Annotated in this window: 14 protein-coding genes; 2 read left to right on the top strand and 12 right to left on the bottom strand. The window is 57.5% G+C overall.

Translation table 11 applies throughout. The features are described 5' to 3' along the window. Window positions 1-154: 154 nt before the first annotated feature. Window positions 155-5,473, top strand: a complete 5,319-nt coding sequence (locus ACA047_RS29155; protein ID WP_497355386.1) for an OTU domain-containing protein — start codon at window positions 155-157, stop codon at window positions 5,471-5,473. A 163-nt stretch (window positions 5,474-5,636) separates the two neighbouring features. Here ACA047_RS29155 and ACA047_RS29150 read toward each other — a convergent pair whose 3' ends face one another. From ACA047_RS29150 to ACA047_RS29140, 3 genes are read right to left on the bottom strand one after another with little or no spacing between them, the layout of a single operon-like run. After that, on the bottom strand, window positions 5,637-6,308 hold the full coding sequence (locus tag ACA047_RS29150) for a GNAT family N-acetyltransferase (protein WP_497355384.1): 672 nt from the start codon (window positions 6,306-6,308) through the stop codon (window positions 5,637-5,639). 10 nt (window positions 6,309-6,318) lie between these two features. Beyond that, complete coding sequence (locus tag ACA047_RS29145) at window positions 6,319-6,765, bottom strand: GNAT family N-acetyltransferase (RefSeq protein ID WP_497355382.1); 447 nt, start codon at window positions 6,763-6,765, stop codon at window positions 6,319-6,321. Window positions 6,766-6,767: 2 nt separating this feature from the next. After that, the gene (locus tag ACA047_RS29140; RefSeq protein WP_497355380.1) at window positions 6,768-7,409 is read right to left on the bottom strand and encodes an FMN-binding negative transcriptional regulator; all 642 of its coding nucleotides are present in this window, start codon (window positions 7,407-7,409) and stop codon (window positions 6,768-6,770) included. Between the two features lie 100 nt (window positions 7,410-7,509). Here ACA047_RS29140 and pdxR point away from each other — a divergent pair, with 100 nt between their 5' ends. Further along, window positions 7,510-9,054 carry a MocR-like pyridoxine biosynthesis transcription factor PdxR gene (gene pdxR / locus ACA047_RS29135; RefSeq protein WP_497355378.1) on the top strand — a complete coding sequence of 515 codons (1,545 nt, stop codon included), beginning with the start codon at window positions 7,510-7,512 and terminating at the stop codon, window positions 9,052-9,054. Window positions 9,055-9,097: 43 nt separating this feature from the next. Here the strand turns inward: pdxR and ACA047_RS29130 are convergent, their stop codons facing one another. The 9 genes from ACA047_RS29130 to ACA047_RS29090 all read right to left on the bottom strand — a co-directional run bounded on the left by ACA047_RS29130 (window position 9,098) and on the right by ACA047_RS29090 (window position 23,309). Further along, entirely contained in the window at window positions 9,098-13,702 is a 4,605-nt protein-coding gene (locus tag ACA047_RS29130; RefSeq protein WP_497355376.1) for a dermonecrotic toxin domain-containing protein, read from the bottom strand. 151 nt (window positions 13,703-13,853) lie between these two features. After that, on the bottom strand, window positions 13,854-14,954 hold the full coding sequence (locus ACA047_RS29125; protein ID WP_497355374.1) for a polyamine ABC transporter substrate-binding protein: 1,101 nt from the start codon (window positions 14,952-14,954) through the stop codon (window positions 13,854-13,856). Between the two features lie 11 nt (window positions 14,955-14,965). After that, a complete protein-coding gene (locus ACA047_RS29120; protein ID WP_497355372.1) occupies window positions 14,966-15,997 on the bottom strand; it encodes a histone deacetylase family protein in 1,032 nt (343 codons plus the stop codon). A gap of 234 nt (window positions 15,998-16,231) precedes the next feature. Then, window positions 16,232-16,594, bottom strand: coding sequence for a DUF6124 family protein (locus ACA047_RS29115; RefSeq protein ID WP_497355370.1), 363 nt, complete (start codon window positions 16,592-16,594; stop codon window positions 16,232-16,234). 1,212 nt (window positions 16,595-17,806) lie between these two features. Next, window positions 17,807-19,354: an IS66 family transposase gene (tnpC, locus tag ACA047_RS29110; protein WP_201189251.1), complete on the bottom strand. Its 1,548-nt coding sequence runs from the start codon at window positions 19,352-19,354 to the stop codon at window positions 17,807-17,809. Between the two features lie 81 nt (window positions 19,355-19,435). Beyond that, a complete protein-coding gene (gene tnpB / locus ACA047_RS29105) occupies window positions 19,436-19,771 on the bottom strand; it encodes an IS66 family insertion sequence element accessory protein TnpB (protein WP_201189253.1) in 336 nt (111 codons plus the stop codon). Beyond that, the gene (gene tnpA, locus ACA047_RS29100; RefSeq protein WP_207203826.1) at window positions 19,768-20,100 is read right to left on the bottom strand and encodes an IS66-like element accessory protein TnpA; all 333 of its coding nucleotides are present in this window, start codon (window positions 20,098-20,100) and stop codon (window positions 19,768-19,770) included. The genes tnpB and tnpA overlap by 4 nt, the downstream gene beginning before the upstream one ends. A 461-nt stretch (window positions 20,101-20,561) precedes the next feature. Then, the gene (locus ACA047_RS29095; protein ID WP_497355368.1) at window positions 20,562-21,767 is read right to left on the bottom strand and encodes a hypothetical protein; all 1,206 of its coding nucleotides are present in this window, start codon (window positions 21,765-21,767) and stop codon (window positions 20,562-20,564) included. 549 nt (window positions 21,768-22,316) lie between these two features. Then, a complete protein-coding gene (locus ACA047_RS29090; RefSeq protein WP_497355366.1) occupies window positions 22,317-23,309 on the bottom strand; it encodes an AraC family transcriptional regulator in 993 nt (330 codons plus the stop codon). Between the last annotated feature and the right edge of the window lie 154 nt (window positions 23,310-23,463).

The raw sequence follows: 23,463 nt of genomic DNA, 5'->3' as shown, positions 1-23,463 counted from the left end.
GGCGTTGAGCCGCCAGCCGCCAGCCCCCTGTTTAGCGGACATCTGCGCTAACGGTTTGCCCCAATTGCGCAGCCGCCCCTATACATATGTATGTCATTTCCAATCGAACGGCGCGATAGGGTCTGTATCCCTCAATCACGACCGAGACACTTCAATGTCTGTTTTTTCAGGAACCGAGCCCGGCACCTTATTGAAACCTGTCAGCCCGTTACCCGGCGGCAAGCAATTTCAACCCCATGAGTTTGTCGATCACTGGTTATCTCAACGGGGGCTCACCGGCGATGCCCAGGTTCAGGCCACTTATCAAGAGGTGAAGACCGTCGATTCGGCCGCTGAAAGCAAAACCGCAGCGGTGCCTTTGCGTGATGTTGTTACACCGGGTTTTTTAAGCGCCTATCAAAGCAAGACGGTTTTCTCGTCCGTTGCCGTTTCCCCGCGCCAAGGCTGGGTTTACCCACACAGAAGCCACATGACCCTGGATTTCACGTCACTTCGGGTCGGCGGAAACCCCCTCCCACAAGCCCTTTTGCGTGAATTGCAGGCGGGTATTGCCGCCGATTATCGGGCACCTGGGCAGCCCTTCACTCCCCAAGTGGAGGCTCAAGGCACTCAGATCAGCGCCCAGGAAAAGGAACAGATCAGGCAACTGGAACTGCTGGACGCCAATCAGGTGAAACTGGCGCGTTTGTTCGCCGGGCTTCCAACGTTTGACACGGTGCTCAAGCATCTGCTGGTCAGCAGGATCCAGGGAAAACTGGCTGGACAAAAACTGCGCGCCTCACTGCCTCAGAACATCGACCCGGATCACTGGTATGTCAATCACCTCGCCATCGACTCAAGCGGTGGGCGCTCAATTACGTCCTCGCAGAGTTTTACCCACGTCATGTGGGACTGTCTGGTGCGGGACGCCTCCCCGGATTATTCGGCAGGTGGCGTAGGGTTTTTCACTCGCCCGGATGCCGTGGACGAGGCCGACAGCGTCTTTGCCGGCCCGGTGGATACGCAAACGCTACGGGCCATGCAGTCGGCATTCTATATCGCTCATCCCCCCACCAATGCCGATATAAAGCGTCAGTTGCGTGACGAACTCACCCTTTTTCGCCATAACAAAAACTGGGGCGACTCGCTCGATACGTCCGCGCCGGCCACGGCTCAAGCGGCCCTCGCTCATCTGCTCGCTCGACGATTCGGGTACCTTTTCGATTTGTACAAAGCCGATCGGGATTTCGACGCCTCCCTCACCCAAAGTGCGCAAATTGCGCAGCGTGATGAAGATCGCCTGCTGGACATTATTACGACCCATCCCTCCATGGCGGACAGAAGCCGTTTGACGCGAGCGCCCATCCCCCATGTTTATGCGGTCATGCTCGATATGGGCAGCGCGATAGCGCAGAAATGGCCTGCTGCGATGGCGATCAAGGCGCCTGATCGAGCGTCACTGTTCCTGTATTCCCTGGAAGAAGGCATACAGCGATTCCCTTCTTTTCAAGACGTGGTAAACACCGTACGCCCCCGCTACGAGGGACAGGAACGCACGATTCAGAATCTGTCTTCTGAACTGTCCGGGCATGTATTCGACGTGGCGGCCAATGACCTGTTGCAGATGCAAAGCGCCGCGCTCGACGCGGTGTTAAATACACCGGCCAATGAGACGGCCCTGGTGTGGGACTTTGCGCAAAAAGCAGAAGATGCCCTGGATTTACCCATGTTGTCTCTGGCTGGGCCGTTGGCGGTCCGTCAGCAACTGCTGGTCGAAAACAACCGACCGCCGCTCTATAAAACCGCCACTTCTTCGCAGAAGACGAAGTATCGCAAACTGGAAGAGGAGGTCTTCCAGGCGGTCTTTAAGTTGGGTCGCGGCATCCCGACGTTGTCGCAGTTCACCCGCCAGAAGGTCAAACACTACCTCCAGCAAACCGTGCACCCGGGTATCGAGCCCGACTCGGACAAGACCATGGTCACGCTTTCCTATGGGCAAAGTGCCAATCCCCGGCAGTCCCGCATCATCCAGCTCACCCAGTTGATGCTCGATAACATCCGCCCCGAGCAATATCCCAATGCCATGCGCGAAGTGCTGACGGTCTACCTGGCCGATCAGCAGGGCCAGCGCATCCGGCACCCGGCCAGTGGTTACTTCATCACCCTGACCGGGGGCGAACTGGCCCGGATGGTGACGAGCATCGACGCTGGGGGAAGTTATCAAGTGCTGCTCAGGCAGGAGATGAATAAACCGGCGTACAAAACCGCCTGGAAAAACGCGTACCTGGCCAACCTGAAATTCAAAGGTTACGAGGCTGGGCTAAGGGGCAATGAGGTGTTCAAGGCCGGAGTGATCGATAACACCGTCAATCCACCGACCTCGCAAAAACGCGTCTCGCTCTGGTTGGACGCTGTTCTGAAATCATCAACGGCACAAACACGCGCCCGGGTCATGGGGCTAAGGGTGCGCGTCTACGGCCTGCTGTTGGGGGGAAGCGTGGGCGTTGGAGGGCAGCACGGGACGATGGCTGGTGCGCTGAGCATTGATGGCGCGCTGATCTTCTCCGATCAGGACGGGCCGGATATCAAGGGAACGGTTGGCGTTTATTTCCCTGATAGCCCCGATGGGAATGACTTCCATGAGTTTTCCGATCTGGGCGATGGCATTGCAGGGCTTTTGCGGCAAGAACAATGGCAGGCGTATTTCCGTTCGCGCATTGCCACCCTTGATCCCGAGGAAATCAGGCGTGCATTGGGGCAGCAATACGGTCGCCCGTTGATTCGTGGCTCACTATTGAGCGGTGACGTTCTTGAGGAGCTTCATCAGGCGCACGTCAATTTCCAGAGTGCTCACGCGGATCATCGCTCCAGCAGCAATCTGGATGTTCGTCGGCAAACCACCGGCAAACTCGTGACGGTGGCGATCGAGATTGTCATAGACCTGGCCAGTATGCTCTTGGTACCCGGTTTTCAACTGTTCAAGCGCGCCATGAAAACGCTCTGGTGGGTGACCAAGACCGGTTCAATTCCACTGAACATGGAAACCCTGCAGTTAGTGTATTTAGTGGCGAACTATGAAGGGCGGGGCGTTGCCCGTGGGGCGGCGGTTCTATCACGCGGTCAATCCTCTTTCCTGACACTTGCGGCGCGCAAAAAACCGGGTGAGACGCTGGCGGGGCTGCCATTGGAAGAGGCGGTCTACAGCCGTTATGCCGTGACGGACTCCTCGGTGATCCGAGGGCTGAAGGCGGATGCCCAGGGCTTTTATCGTACAACCGGCGGCGTTGCTCGCCCCGTGTATGTGCGACAACCCGATGGCACGGTGTTCCGGGTGCATGACCATACGAAGTTGAAGGCTATCGAGGCCACCCTCGTCGACCCTGTTACGGGATCCAGCATCCGCTCCAGTGGGGTAATGAGAAGCACGGTGGCACGGATCGATGGTGAATGGCGCGCCGTGGTATTTGGCCAGGGCGGAGGGAAACGTAAGGCAGACATGTCTCCCGAACCGGGGTCTTCACAACCGAAAAAACCTGCCCCGGGGCCTGACGCTGTTTCCGATTCAATACGTACGCCCGGCAATTGGGACACTCAAATCATGGACCTGGTCCCCTCAATCGTGACCCGTCTTGAGAGTTGGCCACAAAACCGCAGTTTGTTGATTATTGATCAACTCACGGCAGAGCGCAGTTGGTCCGTGCGCTATACCCCGGGGCAGGTTGAACGTATCTGGCCGATGGCCAACCACCCGAATGCATCAGCCACGGATCTGATCTTGAGACGAACGGCTCAGAATCATTACAGTCTGGTCCTGGGTGATCAGGTGGTGGAGATCCCTGCCGACGGTGATTGTTTCTTCAATGCGCTTGCCCGTGGACTGAATGACGGGCAGGTGCAGGGGGCTTTCTCGATGCGGGGGTTGCGCAATGCCGCGGCCGACTATATCGACCGGAATCCGGAGGTAGGGAACTTCGTGGTGCCGCAAGCCTCGGGAGTGCAGACAGCGCTTTTTGAAAATGCACCTGTGCTGAAACAGTTTTTGGACGAGACCGCATTGTTCGATCTCACCCAGATCATCCAGGGCTCTCCCAATCCGCATGGTGTGTTTCAACCGACCCTTAAATACTTGAACCTTTATGCAGACTGGTCAGCGCGAACGTTGTTAACGAACGCGCCTAACACGGATGTCTTCCCGGCAGAAATTCTGAAAAAAATCGGGCTCTTATTGTCATCCAGAACCCGGTCTTCGGCCAGACTAACGCTGAGCAGGACACCTTATTCAGCGCAGGAAAGGCAAACCATGCGCAGCTACTTCGAGGATATTCTGCTGGGACCTATTGAAGACTCTCACATTACCCAGTTGCTTAATAATCAATACCTCCTGCTGTCTGAAGATGTGAACCATATCCTGCTGGAGTATGGCGTCAGCGCCCGGCAGTTGACCGATCATCATCCCAGCAATGACCTGGCCTTTGTAAAGTTCGATCGGGCCACGCACGGTCATCTCAATGATGATCAGCTGGATGAGTTACTCGAGGGTGCCTATCTAGTGGATAAGGACGATTTAAAGGAGGTAGCAAAAAAACTTAAGCAAGAACACGGTAAGGTTGTTGAGGACGAATCAGAACTGATGGACCAATTTATATATTCCACCGGGGTTGAGGACACCATTGACTTGCTCAGGGTTTCCCTTGCGCGTTTTCCAGATTTTCTGAGGCGGCTTAATATTGTCCTGAGCTCACCGGTTATCTCAGGTCACCTGGGTGGCCTGTTACGCGTCAGTGAAATCGCGGGATGGCTACGCAATCCGGCACTTTCCGATACGCGACTAAGGATCATCGCTGAGGATGCCAGTACTCGTTATGCCGATGTGCTCAGGACGGAAAGTATCGATATCAACTGGATGCGGCCGTTCGATGATCAGAACCTGCAAAATATTCTTGCTCAACAACGGACATTGATTGATTTGATGAAATTCCTGGGAGGGGGGGCGAACGTTGGCGTGTCTGATATTGCAAGATTGTTCAGCGTTGCGGGGCAGACGTCTTCGAATACTAGAATTGCTCTCCTGTTCAATACCGCGGATATATGGGGTTCCATTCAGCGCATTGCGCCAAATGATGCCAAGCGAATGTGGGTCGACCTGATTGGACCACACTTCAGCGATGACAATATTCAACAAGTGCTCAGGCACCCCGGGTCGCTAGGTTCTGCGAGAAGCTTTTTGGCCGCATTAGGCGCCAGCCTTGGAAGAGAAGAAGCTCGAGCGAATCAGATTATTCAGGCTCTTTTTAGTGTCGGCCCAAGTCGGGCCCAACAATATCTATACCACTTTGCTTTCCCGAATGATCGTCCGGGGCGCAGCCGGCTGGATCTTGCACTGCACTTGGAGATTGAGGGGGATATGCCGGATTGGGCCTGGGAATATGCGAGGAGTGGGGTGACCCGAGTTTCGCTCAAGTCGTTGCTGGAACGTTGGCATAGGGAGCCCTGAGAAGGGCGGCCCACCCGCTGAACTCGCTCGCAGAGAAAACGCTCAATGGCGTGTGAGGTCTTGAGTCCGTGCGTCGCTCATTGCGAGGGAGCCCCGTTTATAGCCGGGCTCCCGCGCTTTTTGCGAGCCCGCTCGTGATAGCAAACGCTCAGTCACCCATAAACTATGACCGGCACTCGACCAACCCGCGCACCTGTCCACTCGCCGTCTGATTTTCCTCACTCAACCACTGCTCGAACCCCGCCCTGATGGTCGGCCATTCCACATCCAGCATCGAATACCACGCGGTGTCGCGGTTCTGGCCCTTGACCACCATGTGCTGGCGGAACACCCCTTCAAAGGTGAAACCCAGCCGCTCGGCCGCGTATCGGGAGCGGGCGTTGGCGTTGTTGCATTTCCATTCCAGGCGGCGATAGCCCAGGGCGAAGGACTCCTTGGCCAAGAGGTAGACCGCCTCGGTGCTTTTCGGCGAACGCTGCATCGGCGCGCCGAAGGTCACATGGCCGATCTCGATGCGGCCTTGGGCTGGCACGATGGACATCAGGCTGAGGATGCCCTGGACCTCGCCACTGGCGCGGTCGATCACGCTGAAGAAATACGGGTCGGTATTGGTCGCATGATTCTCCAGCCAAGCGTCAAAGGCAGCGCGATACTTGAATGGGCCGTAGGGCAAGTAATCCCAGAGTTTCGGGTCAGCGCCGGGGCCTTCAAGGGCTTGCCACAAGCCGTCGGCGTGACGCGTCGGGTCAAGCTTTTCCAGGCGAATGAAGCGCCCTTCGATCAACTGCATGGAGGGTGCCGGGGCACCTTTCCAATCGGCGAGTGAAGTCGACATGCTGCGCTCCTTACAGGGCTTTGCGAAATTGAATGAAACCCGGACGTTCGGCGATGCGCTCGTAGAGCTGGATCGCGGTCGCGTTGGTTTCGTGGGTCAACCAGTGCACCTTGCAGCAACCATCCGCCTTGGCGGTGGTGTAGACAAATTCAATAAGTTGGCGACCGACGCCGGTACCGCGGCTCTGTTGCGCCACCAGCAAGTCTTGCAAGTAGCAGGAGTTTTCGATGCTCCAGTTTGAACGGTGATAGATGAAGTGCACCAGGCCCACCGCCGTGTCGCCGTTCCAGGCGAGGGCTGCGTGGGTGGGCTCGCGCTCATCGAGCAGGCGTTGCCAGGTGCTTTGACTCACCGCCTCCGGCAGTTCAGTGTTGTAGAACCGCAGGTAGGCCTGCCACAACGGCAGCCAGGCGGCGTGATCCTCAGCGGTGACGAGGCGGATCTCGGGTTGGCTCATGTTCACTCCTTGGACGATGAATCAGGCATCAGGCGCGCGAGCGCCTGGTCTTGCGGATCGGGGCTGGCGGCAAGGCCTTTGCGCACTCCGGCGGTATCTGCGGGGCTGCGGTTCTGACTGAGTTTGCGTTTGCCCTCCAGGCGCTGGATGGGCAGGGCGAAACCGACGATGGCCTTGAGCATGCTGTCGATGTACTCAGCCGGAGCATCATCGATTTTCCATGGCTGAGTACGGCCGGTTTCGTGACGGTCGGTCAGGGCGCTGACCAGGTTGCGCAGTCGATGAGGATCGCTGAACACCTCTGCGGTGCCATAGGCGTGCACGGCCAGGTAATTCCAAGTCGGCACGACCTTGCCGTGTTCGGCTTTGCCGGGGTAGAAACTTGGGCTGACGTAGGCGTCGGCCCCGGCGAATATCACCAAGGCTTCGGCCCCTGCTTCCAAGTCGCGCCATTGTGGATTGGCCCGCGCCATGTGCCCGTAAAGGCTTCCGTTGGGGCCTTGGTGCGTGTCCAGCAACAGCGGCAAGTGACTGGCCTGCAAACCGTGTTCACCTTGAGTGATCAATACGGCCAGACGGCAATCACCCATCATGCTATGCAATTGCGGCAGGTCTTGGACGGCAAAGTTTTTAGGGGTGTACATGACGATTTTCCTTGGCGAATGCGAGCATCCTAGGCAGGCTATTGGTCTGTTGTAAGAGCCACTTACGACCAATTCGATAGGTCCATTTGCGAGGGCTGTCATGAACAACGTCGTGCCGCCACTGTCGTTCAACCCCGCCGGGATCGAGTTGGATCGCCGCCATGGGCTCAGTCGTCAGCTCTACCAGGCGTTGCGTACCCGGGTACTGGACGGGCGGCTGGCCAGCGGCACGCGGCTGCCGGCCAGTCGCGACCTGGCAGCAGCCCTGTCGATTTCCCGTAACAGCGTGGTGCGGGCCTACGATCAGCTCTATGCCGAGGGTTTCATTGAGGGGCGGGTCGGTGACGGTACTTACGTGGCAAAACTCTCCTCGACAGCGCTCCCCCTCAAAAACATATCCACAAAAATATCCACAGGGTTTTCAACAGGCTTACCCACAGCCTTATCCACAGATTGGCTCGATTTACCTGTGGTTTCATCCAGCAAAGTTATCCACAGTGGCGCACTGGATCGGGTCGAAAAGCACCATTTGCCCCGGCCGCCCAGTGGCCCGCCAAGGGCATTTCGTGTCGGCGTCCCGGCGTTCGATCTGTTCCCTTTCGACGTCTGGGCCAAGCTGAATGCGGCTTTCTGGCGCAAGCCGGATTTGCAGCAGCTGTGCTATGGCGATGCGCAAGGCGATGCGCGCTTGCGCAGTCTGATTGCCGCGTACCTGCGCAGTTCTCGAGGCCTGCACTGTACAGCTGAACAAATTGTGATCACCAGCGGTGCCCAACAGGGCATCAGCCTTTGTGCACAGCTGTTGGTGGACCCTGGCAATGTGGTGGCTGTGGAAAACCCGGGCTATCGAGCGGCAGGTCATGCCTTTGCCGTCGCCGGTGCCGACGTGAGAGGCGTGCCGGTTGATAGCGATGGCCTGGATTGCACGGCGCTGGGTACGTTGGGCGACTGTCGGTTGGCTTACGTCACCCCGTCCCATCAGTATCCGACCGGGGTGGTCATGAGCCTTGCGCGGCGGTTGGAGCTGCTGGCCTGGGCCGAACGCAATGAAGGCTGGATCGTCGAGGACGACTACGACGGCGAATACCGCTACAGCGGCGCACCGCTGGCGCCATTGGCCGCACTGGATCGCCAGGGCCGTGTGCTTTACGTCGGCACGTTCGGCAAAGTGGCTTTCCCGGCCTTGCGCCTGGGCTATCTGGTGTTGCCGCCCGGTCTGGTAAATGCCTTCGCCCGACGCCGCGCCGTGGATGTGCGCCACTCTGAAGTCAGCACCCAGGCGGTGATGGCCGAGTTCATGGCCGCCGGGCATTTTCAGCGGCACATCAGGCGCATGCGCCGGGCCGCACTGGTCCGACGTGATGCACTGCTGGCTGGCTGGCCGAAGGCGGTTGCGGGCGTTGGTGACATGCCCACGGTCGTGGCTGGGCTGCATGTCACGGTGCCGGTGGACAGCATCGAACGTGAGCAAGAGCTGATAGCCCAAGCGACCCATGCCGGTATCGAAATCAATGGTTTGAGTGGTTATTGGTTGCCCAGCACGACGGCGCCAGTGCGAGCCGGGTTAGTGCTGGGGTTCGCGGCGGTCCCGCCAGCGGCGATAGACACCGCGCTGGCGAGCCTGGCGAATGCTTGGCAGAGTTAATGGTTCAGAGCCGGGGCATCGAGGGATGCCCTGGCGTTTGTATTTATGACCGCTCTTTTGGAAAGAACACTTCCTTGGCCTGGTCCACGGCAATTTCGCTGCGGTAATGACCAATAAGTTGATGCTGGTTAAGCCCCTCGCTGGAGTCGGCGGCCGTTCCCAGATTGACTTGCTCCGGCGTTTTCAAGCGTGCAGAGAGATACGCATGGGCGGGCACCCAGTATTTTGAGTAGTGAAAATCCGCGAACCAGAGCGTTTTATTTTTTTTGCGGTCCTTGATCTCATACCTGTCGAGATAGTCGTGATGTGGGCCTTTGATACGTTGCCGGTTTTTTTGTTTACTGATGGAAATCTGATTCCGGTTTTTAAGCCATAGGATCCCACTCATGGTTGGCGGGCTTTGTTTGAGCCGTTCCAGTACGTTCTCGAATCCCAGCTCATAAAGGGCTTTTGATTGCTTCTCAAGTTCCAGGCGCAAGGATTCGGCCGGGCGCCGCTGTTCTTGTGGAATTTCAATCGTTTCGTTCGAGACAGCGTCGAGTGCTTTTTTGATCGCAACGCCGACTTTCTCCATCCTGCTTGCATGTGCGTTCAGGATCATCCCGATACCGGTGGGCGTTCGGTCTGGCTGTTGCATGCGCGCCTCGATCTGCGCCTTGAAGTCCACCAGCCCGGCGATCAGGGCTTTACCTTTCGCGACGCTGGTTGCCAGCGCAGGTACCGCCAGCGGGGCGTCGGCCGTCCCGTGGGGCACCCACTCGCCGGTTTCCTTGCGGTGGAACGTGACGATGTTGTTATCCGAGAGCGGATGCTTTACATCGACCCAATCCGTTTCGTCTCTCGTTTTCGTTAAGCGAGGTTCGCCACTGACGATGCCCCAAAAGCGTGCCCTGATGAATTTTTTTCGGGGCCTTGGGCGTTCCTTATAAGCGCTGGGTATGCTTCGCTGGTTGTTTCTTTCTTCGAGGGCCAGCTCCAAATGCCCCAATGCCTGTTCTTTGAAGGTAGTGATCTGCTCGCGCAGTTGAGTGAGCTGTGTCGGGGGAGCGATGTCCTTGTATTCATCGCTCACGTATTCGAGGTGTTCGTCGATTGCTGCGAACTGTTCCGTCAGGCTGCCCAGCGCGTCGATTTGTTCATCCAGCCGAATCACGCTTCGCTCATTCATTGCGTCGTGCAGGCTTTGAAGAGAAACCGTGGCGTTATCAACAATCTGGCTCACCACCGCCCAGCCTTCGGGCACGGTGTTGATGCTGTCCAGTGACAGGCAGAGGTGGCGATACATTTCCACCAGGACAAGTCGAAGCGTTTCACTCTTGTAGCTCGGCATCTTTTCACGGTGCTGCCGGATAAACTCAAAGCCTTCGAGCCCTAGTTTCTTTAGCCTGGAAAAGCGTGTCTCCATATAATCCAGGCGCTCAATCATGTCGTCAGCGACACTGATCATGGCTTCGGCGGCGTCGATGTGCCGTTGCTCCAGTACCCCGATTCCAGAGTCGATCATGTCCAACGCTTCGTTCAACGCGGGGGTAAATCGCTCTTGCAGTGCGCCTATCTCTGCGAAAGTGAGGTTTATTTGCGTGTTCAGGTAGCCTAGCCGGGTTCGGGCGTAGTCGGCCATTGATTGGAAGACGGGCCGTTGATTGATGATTTTCAACGCGTTTTCGTAGCTTTCCCGCTGTGTTTCCAATGTCTTTAAATAGACTTCCCGCCTGGTTTTCCTGGAGGGGCCCGAGGTTTGGTTCAGCGCCTGTGCCTCCTTCATCAGCAGGACCTGGCTTTGCGGTTTGGTTTCTTCAAACTGGTTCAGTTGGGTCAGCAGTTCAGAACTTCTGCTTTCGGTGTCAGTGATATTTTTTTGCCTGGAAAGTGTTGAACCGCCGCCGCATAAACGCAAGCGGGTGTCAATGCTCCATTGACCCTGTGCATTGCTCATCAGGGGAGGGCCCCTGCGCGTGGGTTCTTTCCCATGAACGATGGATACGTCGTTCTCATCCACGGTCACTTTGAACCATTTTCCTGCGACCTTTGCGTACCAGTCGCCACCCTTCTGGTAGAGCCCTTTGAGCGGTCCTGCGGTTTTGGGTAGCCCTGGCTCTTCGGGTTCTTCGATGTGGAAGGCTTCAAGGGCTTTCGCGGCTTTTTGCGATGTGCTCATCAAGGCGCCGCTGCTATGGATGGCGTCATAGTGCTCGGACGCAAGCGTTGTGCTCGTTAAAGGCGCGAGCTTCTCGATAATGGGGGCAGGTTTTGGCAGGTTTTCCAATTCGCGCACTACTTGCGGCACCTTTGCTCGACGCTTGCGTCCGGCTTCTCTGGCGCGGTCCATGGCGTGCATGGAGATCGCCAGTGAGATGTTCAGCAGCAGGTCGACGAATGCTTCCCACTTGGCCTGTGTGTTGGTTTCGTCGTTGCGCTGCGTCAGCTTTTCAATGTCATCCAGAATTTGCCAGAGCCAGGCCGTGGTGCCGACGGTATTTCCCAAGTAGGGCAACGCCAGATTGAAAATCAGCCAGCCAGTCTGCTTAAAAGTCTCCCAGCGGTTTTCGCTATTGGAAACCGATTGGCGGTCGGCAAACTCTACCAGGGCATTGGCATTGGCTTTGAACAACAGTGGCAGGAACGCTTGCCCCAGAGGTTCGTCGCTCAACTTGATGGGGCCGCTGGCGCGCACCGCCGTCAGGGGGGCCGTCACGAACTCCACAATGATCCACGGCGAGGGCAGGGGCCCCGGAAAAATATATCGGCTGTAATGGGCGCGTACCCCATCGGGCAGCCATGCCAGCACCGACTGGCGCAAGGAGGCTGTTTGCCGGATCGCATATAGCAGGTTGCTGGATGACGGGTACTGGCACAGCTGCGGTTCAAGCAACGGTCGATAGAGCAGGCATGGACCGGCGCCAGGTTCTTGCGGGCCGATCACAAACATATTGGTGACGATGTCCTTCGCGGTGCCCATTTGCAGCTCGGGTACCAAGGCCAGTTGGCGCAGGACGATGGTTTGCCCGTCTACCTTGCGATCGGCGACCTCGGGCTCCATCAATGCGGCGACGTAACGGTAACCCCGTTCGTCCATGTTGCCTTGTCCACGAATTTTGTTCTCTAGCGCAAGCATCGGTAGCTGAATGCGTAGTTGGGAGGTATACAACTCTTCGCGACGAGTTGATTCTGCCGCATCGTCGAGCAGTTTGCTCTTGACCAGGTCGGGATAGACACGACCGAGATCGACTTCGGTAATGAGCTTTTTGATGTAGTCGACTGTCATCCACTCGGGTAGCGCATTGCCGTCGAGCGACCTGACTGTTTTGTCGCCGAGAGGGAGTGCGATCAGGTTTTGTAACGCCAGGTCAACGAGGTTGAACCGGGTGGTATCAATCTGGTTGGGAACGACGAACGTCCCCCAGACAACGGGGCTGCGGATCTCGATCTCGACTTTTTCCGGATCGAGGGTCGAGGCGTCGGCATGTTCTGCCTCCATCTGTTTTTTCAGGGTGCTCAGCGCGTAGTCCCTGATGGGAGGGATATCGTCCAGGTAGGTCTTGCCGGCATGCGAGCTGCCCAGCGCTGACAGATTTTTCATGTGTTCGGCGAACTGGATCTGGTCGGCTTTCGACGCGGTCTGCAGCCAGTCGGGTAGCTGTTTTTTGAACCAGGCCGCGCCAAGCCCTTTATCCGTGTTCGAGTCATCGGTAGGAGGCTGTTCGCTCTCGTCGAAGCGAAACCCTTCCATAAAGCCGGGGAGGCCGATGACGTTGACCTGCATGGCGATCAGCCCGCAGGCCTTTTGATCGAAAATGTTGCCGGCGGGTTCATAAAGTCGCCACTGAATTTTCCTGCCGGCCACGTTGCTGCCCAGATGAGAGGGCAGGGATTGCCCCAGCGCTTGCTGTGACTCGTACTTCTCATAGCCGTTGCTCATCGAGTACGTGAGAATGACCTCTTTGTTGTCGACTGTGCCGATCAATACCACGATGGAGTTTTCGTTCAGGCGTTTGATCTCATCGTTGTCAACTTCGTCGACGTCAATCAGATACGCATGGGTGTCATAAGGGTCCTTGCCCTTGCGATCCTGCAGGTCCGGGTAACGATATAAGCGTCTGGCCATGTCGCATTCAACGGTGGTCCAATCCTCGACCTGGTTAACGTCCCAGATCTTGCGCAACGTTCTGGAGAGCTCATGCCAGCGAGGGCCGGATGTGCCGAGCGAAGCATTCCAATACGCCAATTGCTGTTCCTGAAGGGCAGGCACCATGGCGGGCACGAGCTCGTTGATCAGACGCCCGATCTGGTCGATACGCACCGGTAAATGCACCTCAGGTGAGGTGATCGGTAGTTGAGTCAGAAAGTGCACGCCTTCGAGCAACAGCGTCGAATCAGGGTCATGAGCTCTATCGGCCAGCATTTCGCTGAGCGCTTGATAGAGAGTGGCGAGCTGTACGATTTCTCCGTCGACAATGTCCCAGGCCGGCACACCGACCACGCTGGTGTGTGGATCAAGGTCCAGTTCCGGGTACAGCTCCAGCAGGGCTGCCCGCAAAAGGACAGCGGCTACTTCCGGGTACGTGGGGCCGGCGAACAACTGGTTCTGGATAGCATCCCTGAGGCTGGCCTCGGACGCAGGATTTGTGGTGGTAGAGGTGTGTGTCATTTGAAACTCCCTGTCTCGCGATACATGCAATCCCCACAGCGGAACACTTCGGGTTTTCCATGCTAGGGGCGCGCAAGACAGGGAAGGTGGTAACTATATATATGCCTGCTCACAGAGTCGGGTGCCCCTGCGAGGTGTCTGCGGCCTCAATTTACTGGCCGGATTTGATTCGAGTCCAGGCCCGTGTCCGCGCCCGCTCGGCGTCCCTGGGCAAGGGCTGCAGGGTGTACAACGTGGCCATCGCCGCCTCGGTCGGGTACAGGTTGGGGTTGTTGCGGATCGCCGGGTCGACCATGTCCGTGGCGTCTTTGTTCGGGTTTGGATAGCCGACGAAATCGCTGACCGGTGCAATCACTTTCGGTTGCAACAAGTAGTTGATGAAGGTGTACGCGTCGTCCGGGTTCTTCGCGCCTTTGGGAATGGCGAGCATGTCGAACCAGATCGGCGCGCCTTCCTTGGGCAGCCGCATGTCGACCGTCACGCCGTTCTTGGCTTCCTTGGCCCGGTTGGCCGCTTGGGAGAAGCTGCCGGAGTAGCCGACCGCCACGCAGATGTCGCCGTTGGCGATGTCGGCCATGTACTTGGAGGAGTGAAAGTAGGTGATGTACGGGCGAATCTTCAACAGCAGCGCTTGCGCCTTGGCGTAGTCCGCCGGCTGCTTGCTGTTGGGGTCCAGGCCCAGGTGCTGCAAAGCCAGGGGCAGGATTTCCGACGGGGAATCGAGCAGCGCCACGCCACACTGTTTGAGCTTGCTGATGTTCTCTTCCTTGAAGATCAGGTCCCAGCTGTCCACCGGTGCGTTGTCACCCAGGGCGGCCTTGACCTTGTCCGGGTTGAAGCCGATCAGGATGGTGCCGTACATGTAGGGCACGGCGAATTTGTTGCCCGGGTCGTTGGCTTCGATCAGCTTCATCAGCTTGGGATCGAGGTGGTTCCAGTTCGGCAGCTTGCTGCGGTCCAGGGGCTGGAACACGCCGGCTTCGATCTGCTTGGCCAGGAACACGTTGGACGGCACCACCACGTCGTAGCCGGAATTGCCGGTCAGCAGCTTGGCTTCCAGGGCTTCGTTGGTGTCGAAGATGTCGTAGACCAGTTTGACCTGGCTGTTCTGCGCCTTGAAATCGTCCAGGGCCTTGGGCGTGATGTAGTCGAACCAGTTGTAGACACGCAGGGTATGTTCCTCAGCTTGGGCGGCACCGCACAACAGCGTGGCGCACAGGCTGGGAACCAGCAAACGCTTGAGTCGGTTCATGCTTTTATTCCTCATTGGGCGCTTTGAAAACCTTCGAGAACGTTCACGGCATTGATGCCGATTTGTGCCACCGCGTAGCCGCCTTCCATCACGAACAGCGTCGGTTTACCGAGCGCGGCGATGCGCTTGCCCATCGCCAGGTAATCCGGGCTGTCGAGCTTGAATTGCGAGATTGGGTCGTCCTTGAAGGTGTCCACACCCAAGGACACGACGATGACATCGGCGTCGTAACGTTGGGTCTTGTCGCAGGCCTGCTCCAGCGCGGCGCTCCAGGTGTCCCAGCCTGAGCCGGCCGGCAAAGGGTAGTTGAAGTTGAAACCTTCACCGGCACCTTCGCCACGCTCATCGGCATAGCCCAGGAAGAACGGAAACTCGGCTTCCGGGTGGCCGTGGATCGAGGCGAACAACACGTCGTTGCGTTCGTAGAAAATCGACTGGGTGCCGTTGCCGTGGTGGTAATCCACATCGAGGATCGCGACCTTCTTGTGGCCCTGGTCGAGAAAGGCCTGGGCGGCGATGGCGGCGTTGTTGAGGTAGCAATAGCCGCCCATCAAGTCACCGGCGGCGTGATGCCCCGGCGGGCGGCACAACGCAAAGGCACTGCGGGCGCCACGCTGGATCTCGGCCTGGGCAGTGAGGGCGACCTGCGCGGCGCTGTAGGCTGCTTGCCAAGTGCCGGCGGTAATCGGCGCGCCGCCGTCGAAGCTGTAATAACCGAGCTGGCCGTGCAGGCTTTTCGGAATGACCGTGCGCAAGGTCCGCGCCGGCCAGGTGTAGGGCAGCAAATCGCCGTCGCGATTGAATTCAGTCCATCGGTCCCAGGCACCTTTGAAGAATTCCAGGTACGCCGGGCTGTGGATGCGCTGGATCGGCCCCAGGCCGAAATCATGGGGCGCTTCGACCGGGCCCAGCGCCTGAGCCTTGACCCGCGCCAACACGTGATCGGCCCGGGAGGGCATTTCGAAGCAGGGCATCAGTTGCCCGTCCATCAACTCGCAGCGCCCGTGATGCAGGTGGTGATCGTCCGAATAGATCGTCAGCATTATTGTTCTCCGCAAGGCTGATCCGGTTGATCACAGTCTTGCGGCGCGCAGCGTTTTGGAGAACGGCAGGAGAGGCCAAAAGGGGATCGAAATGGCCAAAAGGTTTGACCGTAAATCGCCCCTTGCTGGCGCGGGTGTGCGCGGGTTTGGGGCGTGACTGATGCTTGGATGGCTGCTCTGTAACCTATGGCGAGGGAGCTTGCTTCCTCGCCATAGGGGTTGATGTTGTGGCGGTTAGCGTGGGTCGACGTTATGCAGCGCTCGGTTCGCCAGCAATGAACTCAGTTCGATCAGTTGCTGGATACCGAGGGCGATGTGACGTCGTGAGCCTTCCAGCTCGAAGGCCAGATCGTTGACCATCGCATCGGCTGAAGCCAGGGTTTCGCTGAGGTTTGCCAGGAGGGATTCGTTGTCGATGTCTTTTATGACGGTGAATATCTGGCCGGGTTGGATGGTTTCCGCGGGTTTTGCCGGTTTGGGCGCCAGGTAATAGTCCAATGCGCGCTTGGAGGCCTCGTCGAGTTTTTTTGCGTTGAGGCCGTCCAAGTAGGGGGAATTGGGATCTGCTTCTGCTGGGTTTGGTTTGATCTTGAACATAGTGAAGCTCCTTTCAGGTGAGGAACTTTCGTCAACCGGGCCGCCAAACCCGTTCGCTGGTGTCAGCGACAGGGAGACGATAGGTGGTGAGGGCAAGGCGCACAAGCCGGCGGTTTCTGGCGTAGTTGTAGGCAATGGTGCAAGGATGCGTAGCTGGTTGGAAGCTTGGCAGAGGGAGAATAAACGTATGCGTCCGGGCATCCCGTCTTGCACCCTGGGAGAGCAGGAAAACAGAGGTAACACATGGGTCAGTTCGTATAATTACATTAGACGGTGTTTTAACTGATTTCTGTCCCCCAAATTTGGCACTGATTCGAGAGTGTTTTCAGCCACCCTCCATCGGTTTGCCGGAATTCAATTGGCCATGTTTTAGCTTTGGCTTGGCCCCCCTTGCGTGACCAGGCAACCGGAGCCCCATGCTGGTTTGACCAGTGCAGGCGTGAATGAACCTGAATTGGGTCCATGTGCGCCACGACAATATCGCCTTCGGTGCGATATGAGTGCTGATCTGGGTTGTGTCGGGGCGTTAGGGGTGGCGTCCGGGTTGAGATGGTGTGGCGTAGGTGCGTCTACGGTGCTTTCAGTTGAAAGTCGTCGAGAAATAGACGGTGTTTTTTAGGTGCGGATTAGGGCTCGCTGAGTGCTCAGTGGGTGCTTATAAGGGTTGGGTGAGTGTGGTGCGGGGCGTTCCTGGGTTTATATGGATCGGTGATGGTGCCGGTCGGGGCAGAGCGCGCACCCAAAGCACCCAAACTGCCAAGAAGGATGTTGACGGAGGGAAGCCTGCTCGGTTCCCTCCGAAAATAGCTGAGTTGTCCGAGAATTTTGCGGAACAGTTTCGTGTGTCGATCATCACGAGAGGCGACACGTTGCTGCACCTGATTGACCACTACATACGGCGAACCTTCGACAACGGGCGGAGGATGCCGCCTCAAGTTTGCAAAAGGCTATCGACCTCTTCCCCGTTGTTAGCGAAGGGCTTCGCTACCCCGTCAAGGTCACCAGGAGCGCCGGGAAATCTCTACCTTGCGCTCAGAAGCAAAGGTGGTGGCACAGACTCGTTGGCCTGGCTGATGGAAATCGAAACGGGGCAGCTATCCGCATATTGATTCCATTGATTGGCCAGGCGGGTGCAGAACAGATGCTCGATGCGCTGAATAAAGTGCAGGAGGTTTCGGATGAAAGTGCGGCCGGGCATACCGTCTTGCGCAACTAAACCGGTTGCCATCTATGCGGCAGCAGTTCGGCAATCGCACTCGCCCGCTGCGTCGGCAGGCGCGTGAGGACGTCCTTCAAATAAGCATACGGATCATGTCCGTTGAGCCGTGCCGATTGGATCAAGCTCATGATCGCGGCTGCACGTTTGCCACTGCGCAGTGACCCAGCGAACAGCCAATTTTTGCGACCTAACGCCCATGGCCGAATCTGGTTCTCGGCCCAATTATTGTCAATGGGTACGGCACCGTCATCGAGATAGCGCGACAGCGCCGTCCAACGTTTGAGGCTGTAATCCAGAGCCTTGCTAATAGCCGAGCCGTCGTGCACGAGCTGGCGCTGGGCGATCATCCAGGCATGCAAAGCGTCCATCACCGGTACGGCTTTTTCTTGCCGTATTCGGCGGCGTAAATCCGGTTCCAGGTCGCGGACTTCATGCTCTATTTCGTACAGCCGCTGGATGTACCTCAAGGCCTGCTCGGCAAGCTGGCTCTTGTTGGTGGCGTGCAGCTCGAAGAACTTGCGCCGCGCATGAGCCATGCAGCCGATCTCGGTCACGCCGAGTTCAAAGCTGGCCTTGTAGCCGCCAAAATCATCGCAGACCAGCTTGCCCTTCCAGTCTTGCAGGAAGTTGCGGGCGTGTTCTCCGGCGCGGCTAGGGCTGAAGTCGTAAACCACCGCCGCCAATTCCGAGAACTGGCTGGTGGCGTAGGCCCAGACATAGGCTCGATGGGTTTTCTTCGCACCCGGCGTGAGCATCTGCACCGGCGTTTCATCGGCGTGGATTACGCCATGTTCGAGGACAGTATTACGCAGGGCATCGACCAGCGGCTGTAACTGCACGCCACAGTTGCCGACCCATTGCGCCAGGGTCGAACGCGCGATAGCCAAACCGGCTCGACCAAAAATCGATTCCTGGCGATAGAGCGGTAGATGGTCGGCGAACTTCGCGATCATGACGTGGGCCAGCAGCCCCGCGGTCGGGATGCCTTTGTCGATGACCTGCGCCGGAACCGGTGCCTGGATCAGGGTTTCGCACTGATCGCAGACCCACTTGCCACGGATGTGCCGCTCAACGGTGAACACGCCCGGCGTGTAGTCGAGTTTCTCGCTGACATCCTCGCCGATACGCTTGAGAGCGCAGCCGCACTGGCAATGGCTGTTGTCGGGTTCGTGGTGGATCAGAGTGCGCGGAAACTGCGGCGGCAAGGCGGTGCGTTTAGGTTTTTGCCGAACCTCGGTCGAAGCGGGAGCAAGTTTCAGCGCTTCAAGTTCAGCCTCGATGGCCGCAATGTCGGTGTCGATCAGGTCATCGAGCAGGCTGGCTTGATCCGGGCTCAGTTGCTCGCTGCGCTTGGCAAACTTGAAGCGCTTGAGTTGCGCAATCTCGTGGGTCAGCTTTTCGATAACCGTTTGGTCGCGGTGGATCTTCTTACCCATTGTCTCGATTTTCTGATCGAGACTCTCGACACGCTGCATCAACTGCGCCGCCAGAGCACGCAGTTGTTCAGGGTTTAGTTGGTCGAGATTGGGCAGTGAAGTCATGCCGCCGATTTTGCCAGAGCAGGCTAAAACCGACGATAGGCTCATCGGACAATTGCACGGCCTGGGTGGCCATGGCAGGTGTTATACGATGGAAATCGCGCTGCCAGGCCCGACTCTTTGCCAAGGCAAACCCAGCACCAGGGCATGTAGCTGTTCGGCACCCAATTCTATCTGAGAGCCGTGTCGAGAACCCGGCCAGAAGAACTTGCCTTGATGCAGGCGGCGCGCTACCAGCCAGATACCCAACCCGTCGTGCACCAGCACCTTGATGCGCGTGGCGCGGCGATTGGCAAACAGATAAGCACAGTGCGGCTGCGCCGCACCGAACACTGCAACCACCCGCGCCAGCGCGGTTTCGGTGCCGGCGCGCATGTCCATCGGCTCGGTGGCGAGCCAGATGGAGTCGATGCGGATCATCGCAACAGGTCTCGCAGAAAGGTGGCGCAGGCAGCGGCGCTTTCGGTCGGCCAGTTCACTTTCACGGTGCCGCGCGGGTGTGGGATTTCGAGGCAGATAGTCGATGACGCGGCTTGCGAATTTGCTCCGGCTAACTGCAAGGGCAGCGGAATGAAAGCAGGTTGCAGCGCCATGGCTTTCTGCGTTTGCACTCGAATCCATTTATGGACGAGGTTCGCGTTGAGGCTGTGGCTCAGCGCAACGCTGGCAATCGAGGCCCCGGGCTGGGAGCACTCTTGAATGACCTGGGCCTTGAAGGATTTGGAGTAGGAACGGCGTTGTGGCTGCATGAAAGACCCGCTTAAAAGGCTAGAAATGGTGTCCACTTAAATCAGGTGGACACCATCGCCTTTGGCGTCGGGGTCAGGAAGGTGTGTTGGCCGGACGCATACGAATAAACAAGGCTCCGAATTGCCCCGGGATTCGTGGCGAGGGAGCTTGCTCCCGGTCGGTGGCGCAGCGGTTTTTCTGTAGGAATGCGCCGGCTTTTGGGGCTGCTGCCCAGCCCAGCGGTGCGGTGCGGTGCGACGTTTCGCTAAATCCCCTCGCCACAGGTTGATGGTGTAGCGGCTATCGTGGGTCTACGTTATCCGGCACTTGGTTCGCCAGCAATGAACTCACATTTTCTGGGATAGCTGAGCGCGATCAATATAGAAGCGTCGAGACAGTGCTGTCCCGACGCTTCGTTTTGTGCCCCTGTCCCTTTGTCTACCCATGTGCACGGTAAATGTAGGCAAGTGCGCAATGTTCGCTAAGGCATTTTCACATCCGTGAATACGCTGTATCCCTTGAGGCCGCCCACAAATACACCAATCACTTTCCGCTGAGTCTCAGCCTCCTTTTCTGCGGCTTCTTTTTTTTCCGCGCTGGCTCCACTTTGCAAAACTGCCTGCGCTTGTTCCAGCTTTGATTTTGCATTGTTCAGTAAAATCTCTCGGGCATTAGCCTGGGTATTCATTACCTTGATGCACCAAGCCGAAAATTCTTTCTGATCATTATTTGGGGCTGATAACAAAAGAGCCGACATGCACATTTGATGTTCATCATCGGAAAGCACAATGTTATTAACAATTCCTTCGACTGTTTTTGCTATCTGCTGAATATGGGCATCTGATCGTTGGCCACCCATGCCCGTGGTTTCTATTCTTACCTTGGTTTCGCCATCGACCAGCACGCCTTTTGTTTCAGCTATTGCACTGTCGATAACGCTTCTATCGTCTTTCAGGTTCTTAATTTTTTCCGCCAAGCCCGATGCGATTTGATCCATTTCCGACGTGTCAGCCTTGGCATCCGCTTTTTTTGCGTCACTGATTTTTTTGTCTACGGCCGTCTTCTCTGCTTCCAGGGCAGAAATTCTATCGCTGACCTTCTCTCTTTCGGCTCTTTGTTCGGAAAGTGATTTTGTCGCTTCAGCCCGCCCACTTGTCGTGAGGGCTATCGGAGGGGCTTTGACCGTTCCGGTCAGTTGCTCAATCGCCAAGAGGGCGACCGTGTTTTTTTGGAAACGTCTCATGAGGAGGTCATATTGAGCGGCGCTTATGGCGCCAGACAGGTAGCTCTCACACAGGCGATAACCGAAATCACGGAGCAATTGGATGCTTTGAGTGCGTATGCCGGTGAATGCAGCCCCATCCTGCATGGCGAAAGCCAATTCACCGCTTGCCTTACCTGGATACCCCCCTTTTGCCGCCAACTCATAAGCAAGGGAGGCCATTGCATCGGGGCTTGGTTCTGCACACACAACCGTCCCTTTCTTTATGTGCTCTTCCAAAACGTACTTTCCGGTCGGGTCGTATTTTTTGGTTATGCTCTCGTTGGGGGCTACCAGTATGGCTCTCTGTCGAATATCGCTCATGGTGCTTTCCCCACGAGAAATATCAAATGTTCGGTAGATACTGTTCAGGTTGGCGCATCCGGCGATAGACATAATTAGTAAAGCTAAGAAAGTCCCCTTCATGGCGCATGGCTCCCTTTGCGTGGCGATGATGGCACTTTGGTATAGCTCATAGAATCATCGTCTGCGACTGAGCCGGGCAAAAAGAATTTTGACGTGCCGACTCATATCTTATTTTTCCAACAAACGGGGGGGTACCGCGCGGCGGAGTAGCCGTCGTAGACCCGTTGATGCGGTTTTTCCGGAGAAATGCGTCAGCCTGTTTTGGGGCGGCTTTGCCGCCCAGCGGGAGCAAGTTCCCTCGCCACGGGTTGATGTTGCAGTGGCTAGCGGGGGTCGACGTTATCCAGCACTCGGTTTGCCAGCAATGAAGTCGGTTTGATCAGTTGCTGGATGTTGAGGGGTAAGCCTTCGTAGCAAAAATTCTTAATTTTCAGCTTTTGGCGCAGGATTTTTTCAGTGCGCCAAGAAAATCTTGAGTTGAGCCAGTTTTGCGGATTTTTTCTTAACTCGCCAGCAGCCCCTTGAATTGTTCAAGCAAAGCTCTCTGCAAAGCTTGGTTGTAGTCTGCTGCGCAGGGCGGTGTGCATGAGCGCGGTGGTTGCCGAAGGTTCAGGACCTGAACTGGCTCGGCGCCACGCCGCTCCAGCGCACGAAGGCGTGGCGGAAGCTGGCGGTTTCACTGAAGCCCAGTCGTTCGGCGATCTGGTAGATCGGCAACTGATCCTCGCAGAGCATCTGCTTGGCCCGCTCGAAGCGCAGTTCGTCCAGCAGGTCCTGATAGCTGCAACCCAAATCCTTGAGGTGCCGGCGCAAGGTGCGCGCCGAGCAGTTCATTTGTTCGGCCAGGCCTTCCAGCCCGGGAGCGGCGTCCAGTTGTGCGCCGAGCAACTGGCGAATCCGCCCCAGCCAGGCCTGGCGTCCGGTGAATTCGGTGTTCTGTCGGCGGCAGCGTTCGGCCATGGCGTGATGGGTGATGGGGTCGGCCAGGGGCAGCGGCTGTTCGAGCCAGTTGCGGTCGAAGGCGAAGGCATTATCGATACTGTCGAAACGCACCGGGCAATCGAACAGTGCCCCGTAGCGCGCCTGGTAGTCGGGTGCCGAATGTTCGAAGCGCGCCGCGCGCAGTGGCAGGGCATGACCGAGCAGGTCGTTGCAGATGATTTTCAGCGAGACCATGCAGAACTCGGCGTTGAACGCCGCCAGGGCCGGGTTCTCCCGATAATCGCTGGCGCTCAGCCAGACCGTCTCGTCGTCTTCTTCCAGATTCAATGCGAAGAGTGTTCCCAATAGCGCTGGATAACGCAGCGCCAGGCGCAAAGCGTCACCTAAGGTGGCACTGGTGAGCAGCGCATAGCCGAGCATGCCGTAGGACGACACGTGCATGCGCAGGCCCAGTTCCAGGCCGATGTCGCGCTTGAGGGCCACGGCGTTGGCGCAGACCTGCATCTCCTGGTTGGTGGTGATGCGCGTGTCGGCCCGGCTCAGATCCGCCGCGCTGATGCCGCTGCCGGCCAATAACGCGTCACTGGGCAGCCCTTCATGCTTAAAGGTGCTGAGCACCAGGGAGACGGCGTTGAGGGTGGTGAGGTGGGAATGAAGCATGTTCGTTTCCAGCCTTGGGAGGCTGGAAATGGAGCAAGTTGTATGCCGGGTACTTTGGCATGACGTCGCTTTTGTGGCGAGGGAGCTTGCTCCCGCTCGGGCGCGCAGCGGCCGCTAATGTTGGGAGCGCTGCGCACTGGAGCGCTAGCCCGGT

It is taken from the genome of Pseudomonas sp. LBUM1664 (assembly GCF_059695895.1).
This window is presented reverse-complemented; position numbering and strand designations above follow the sequence as displayed.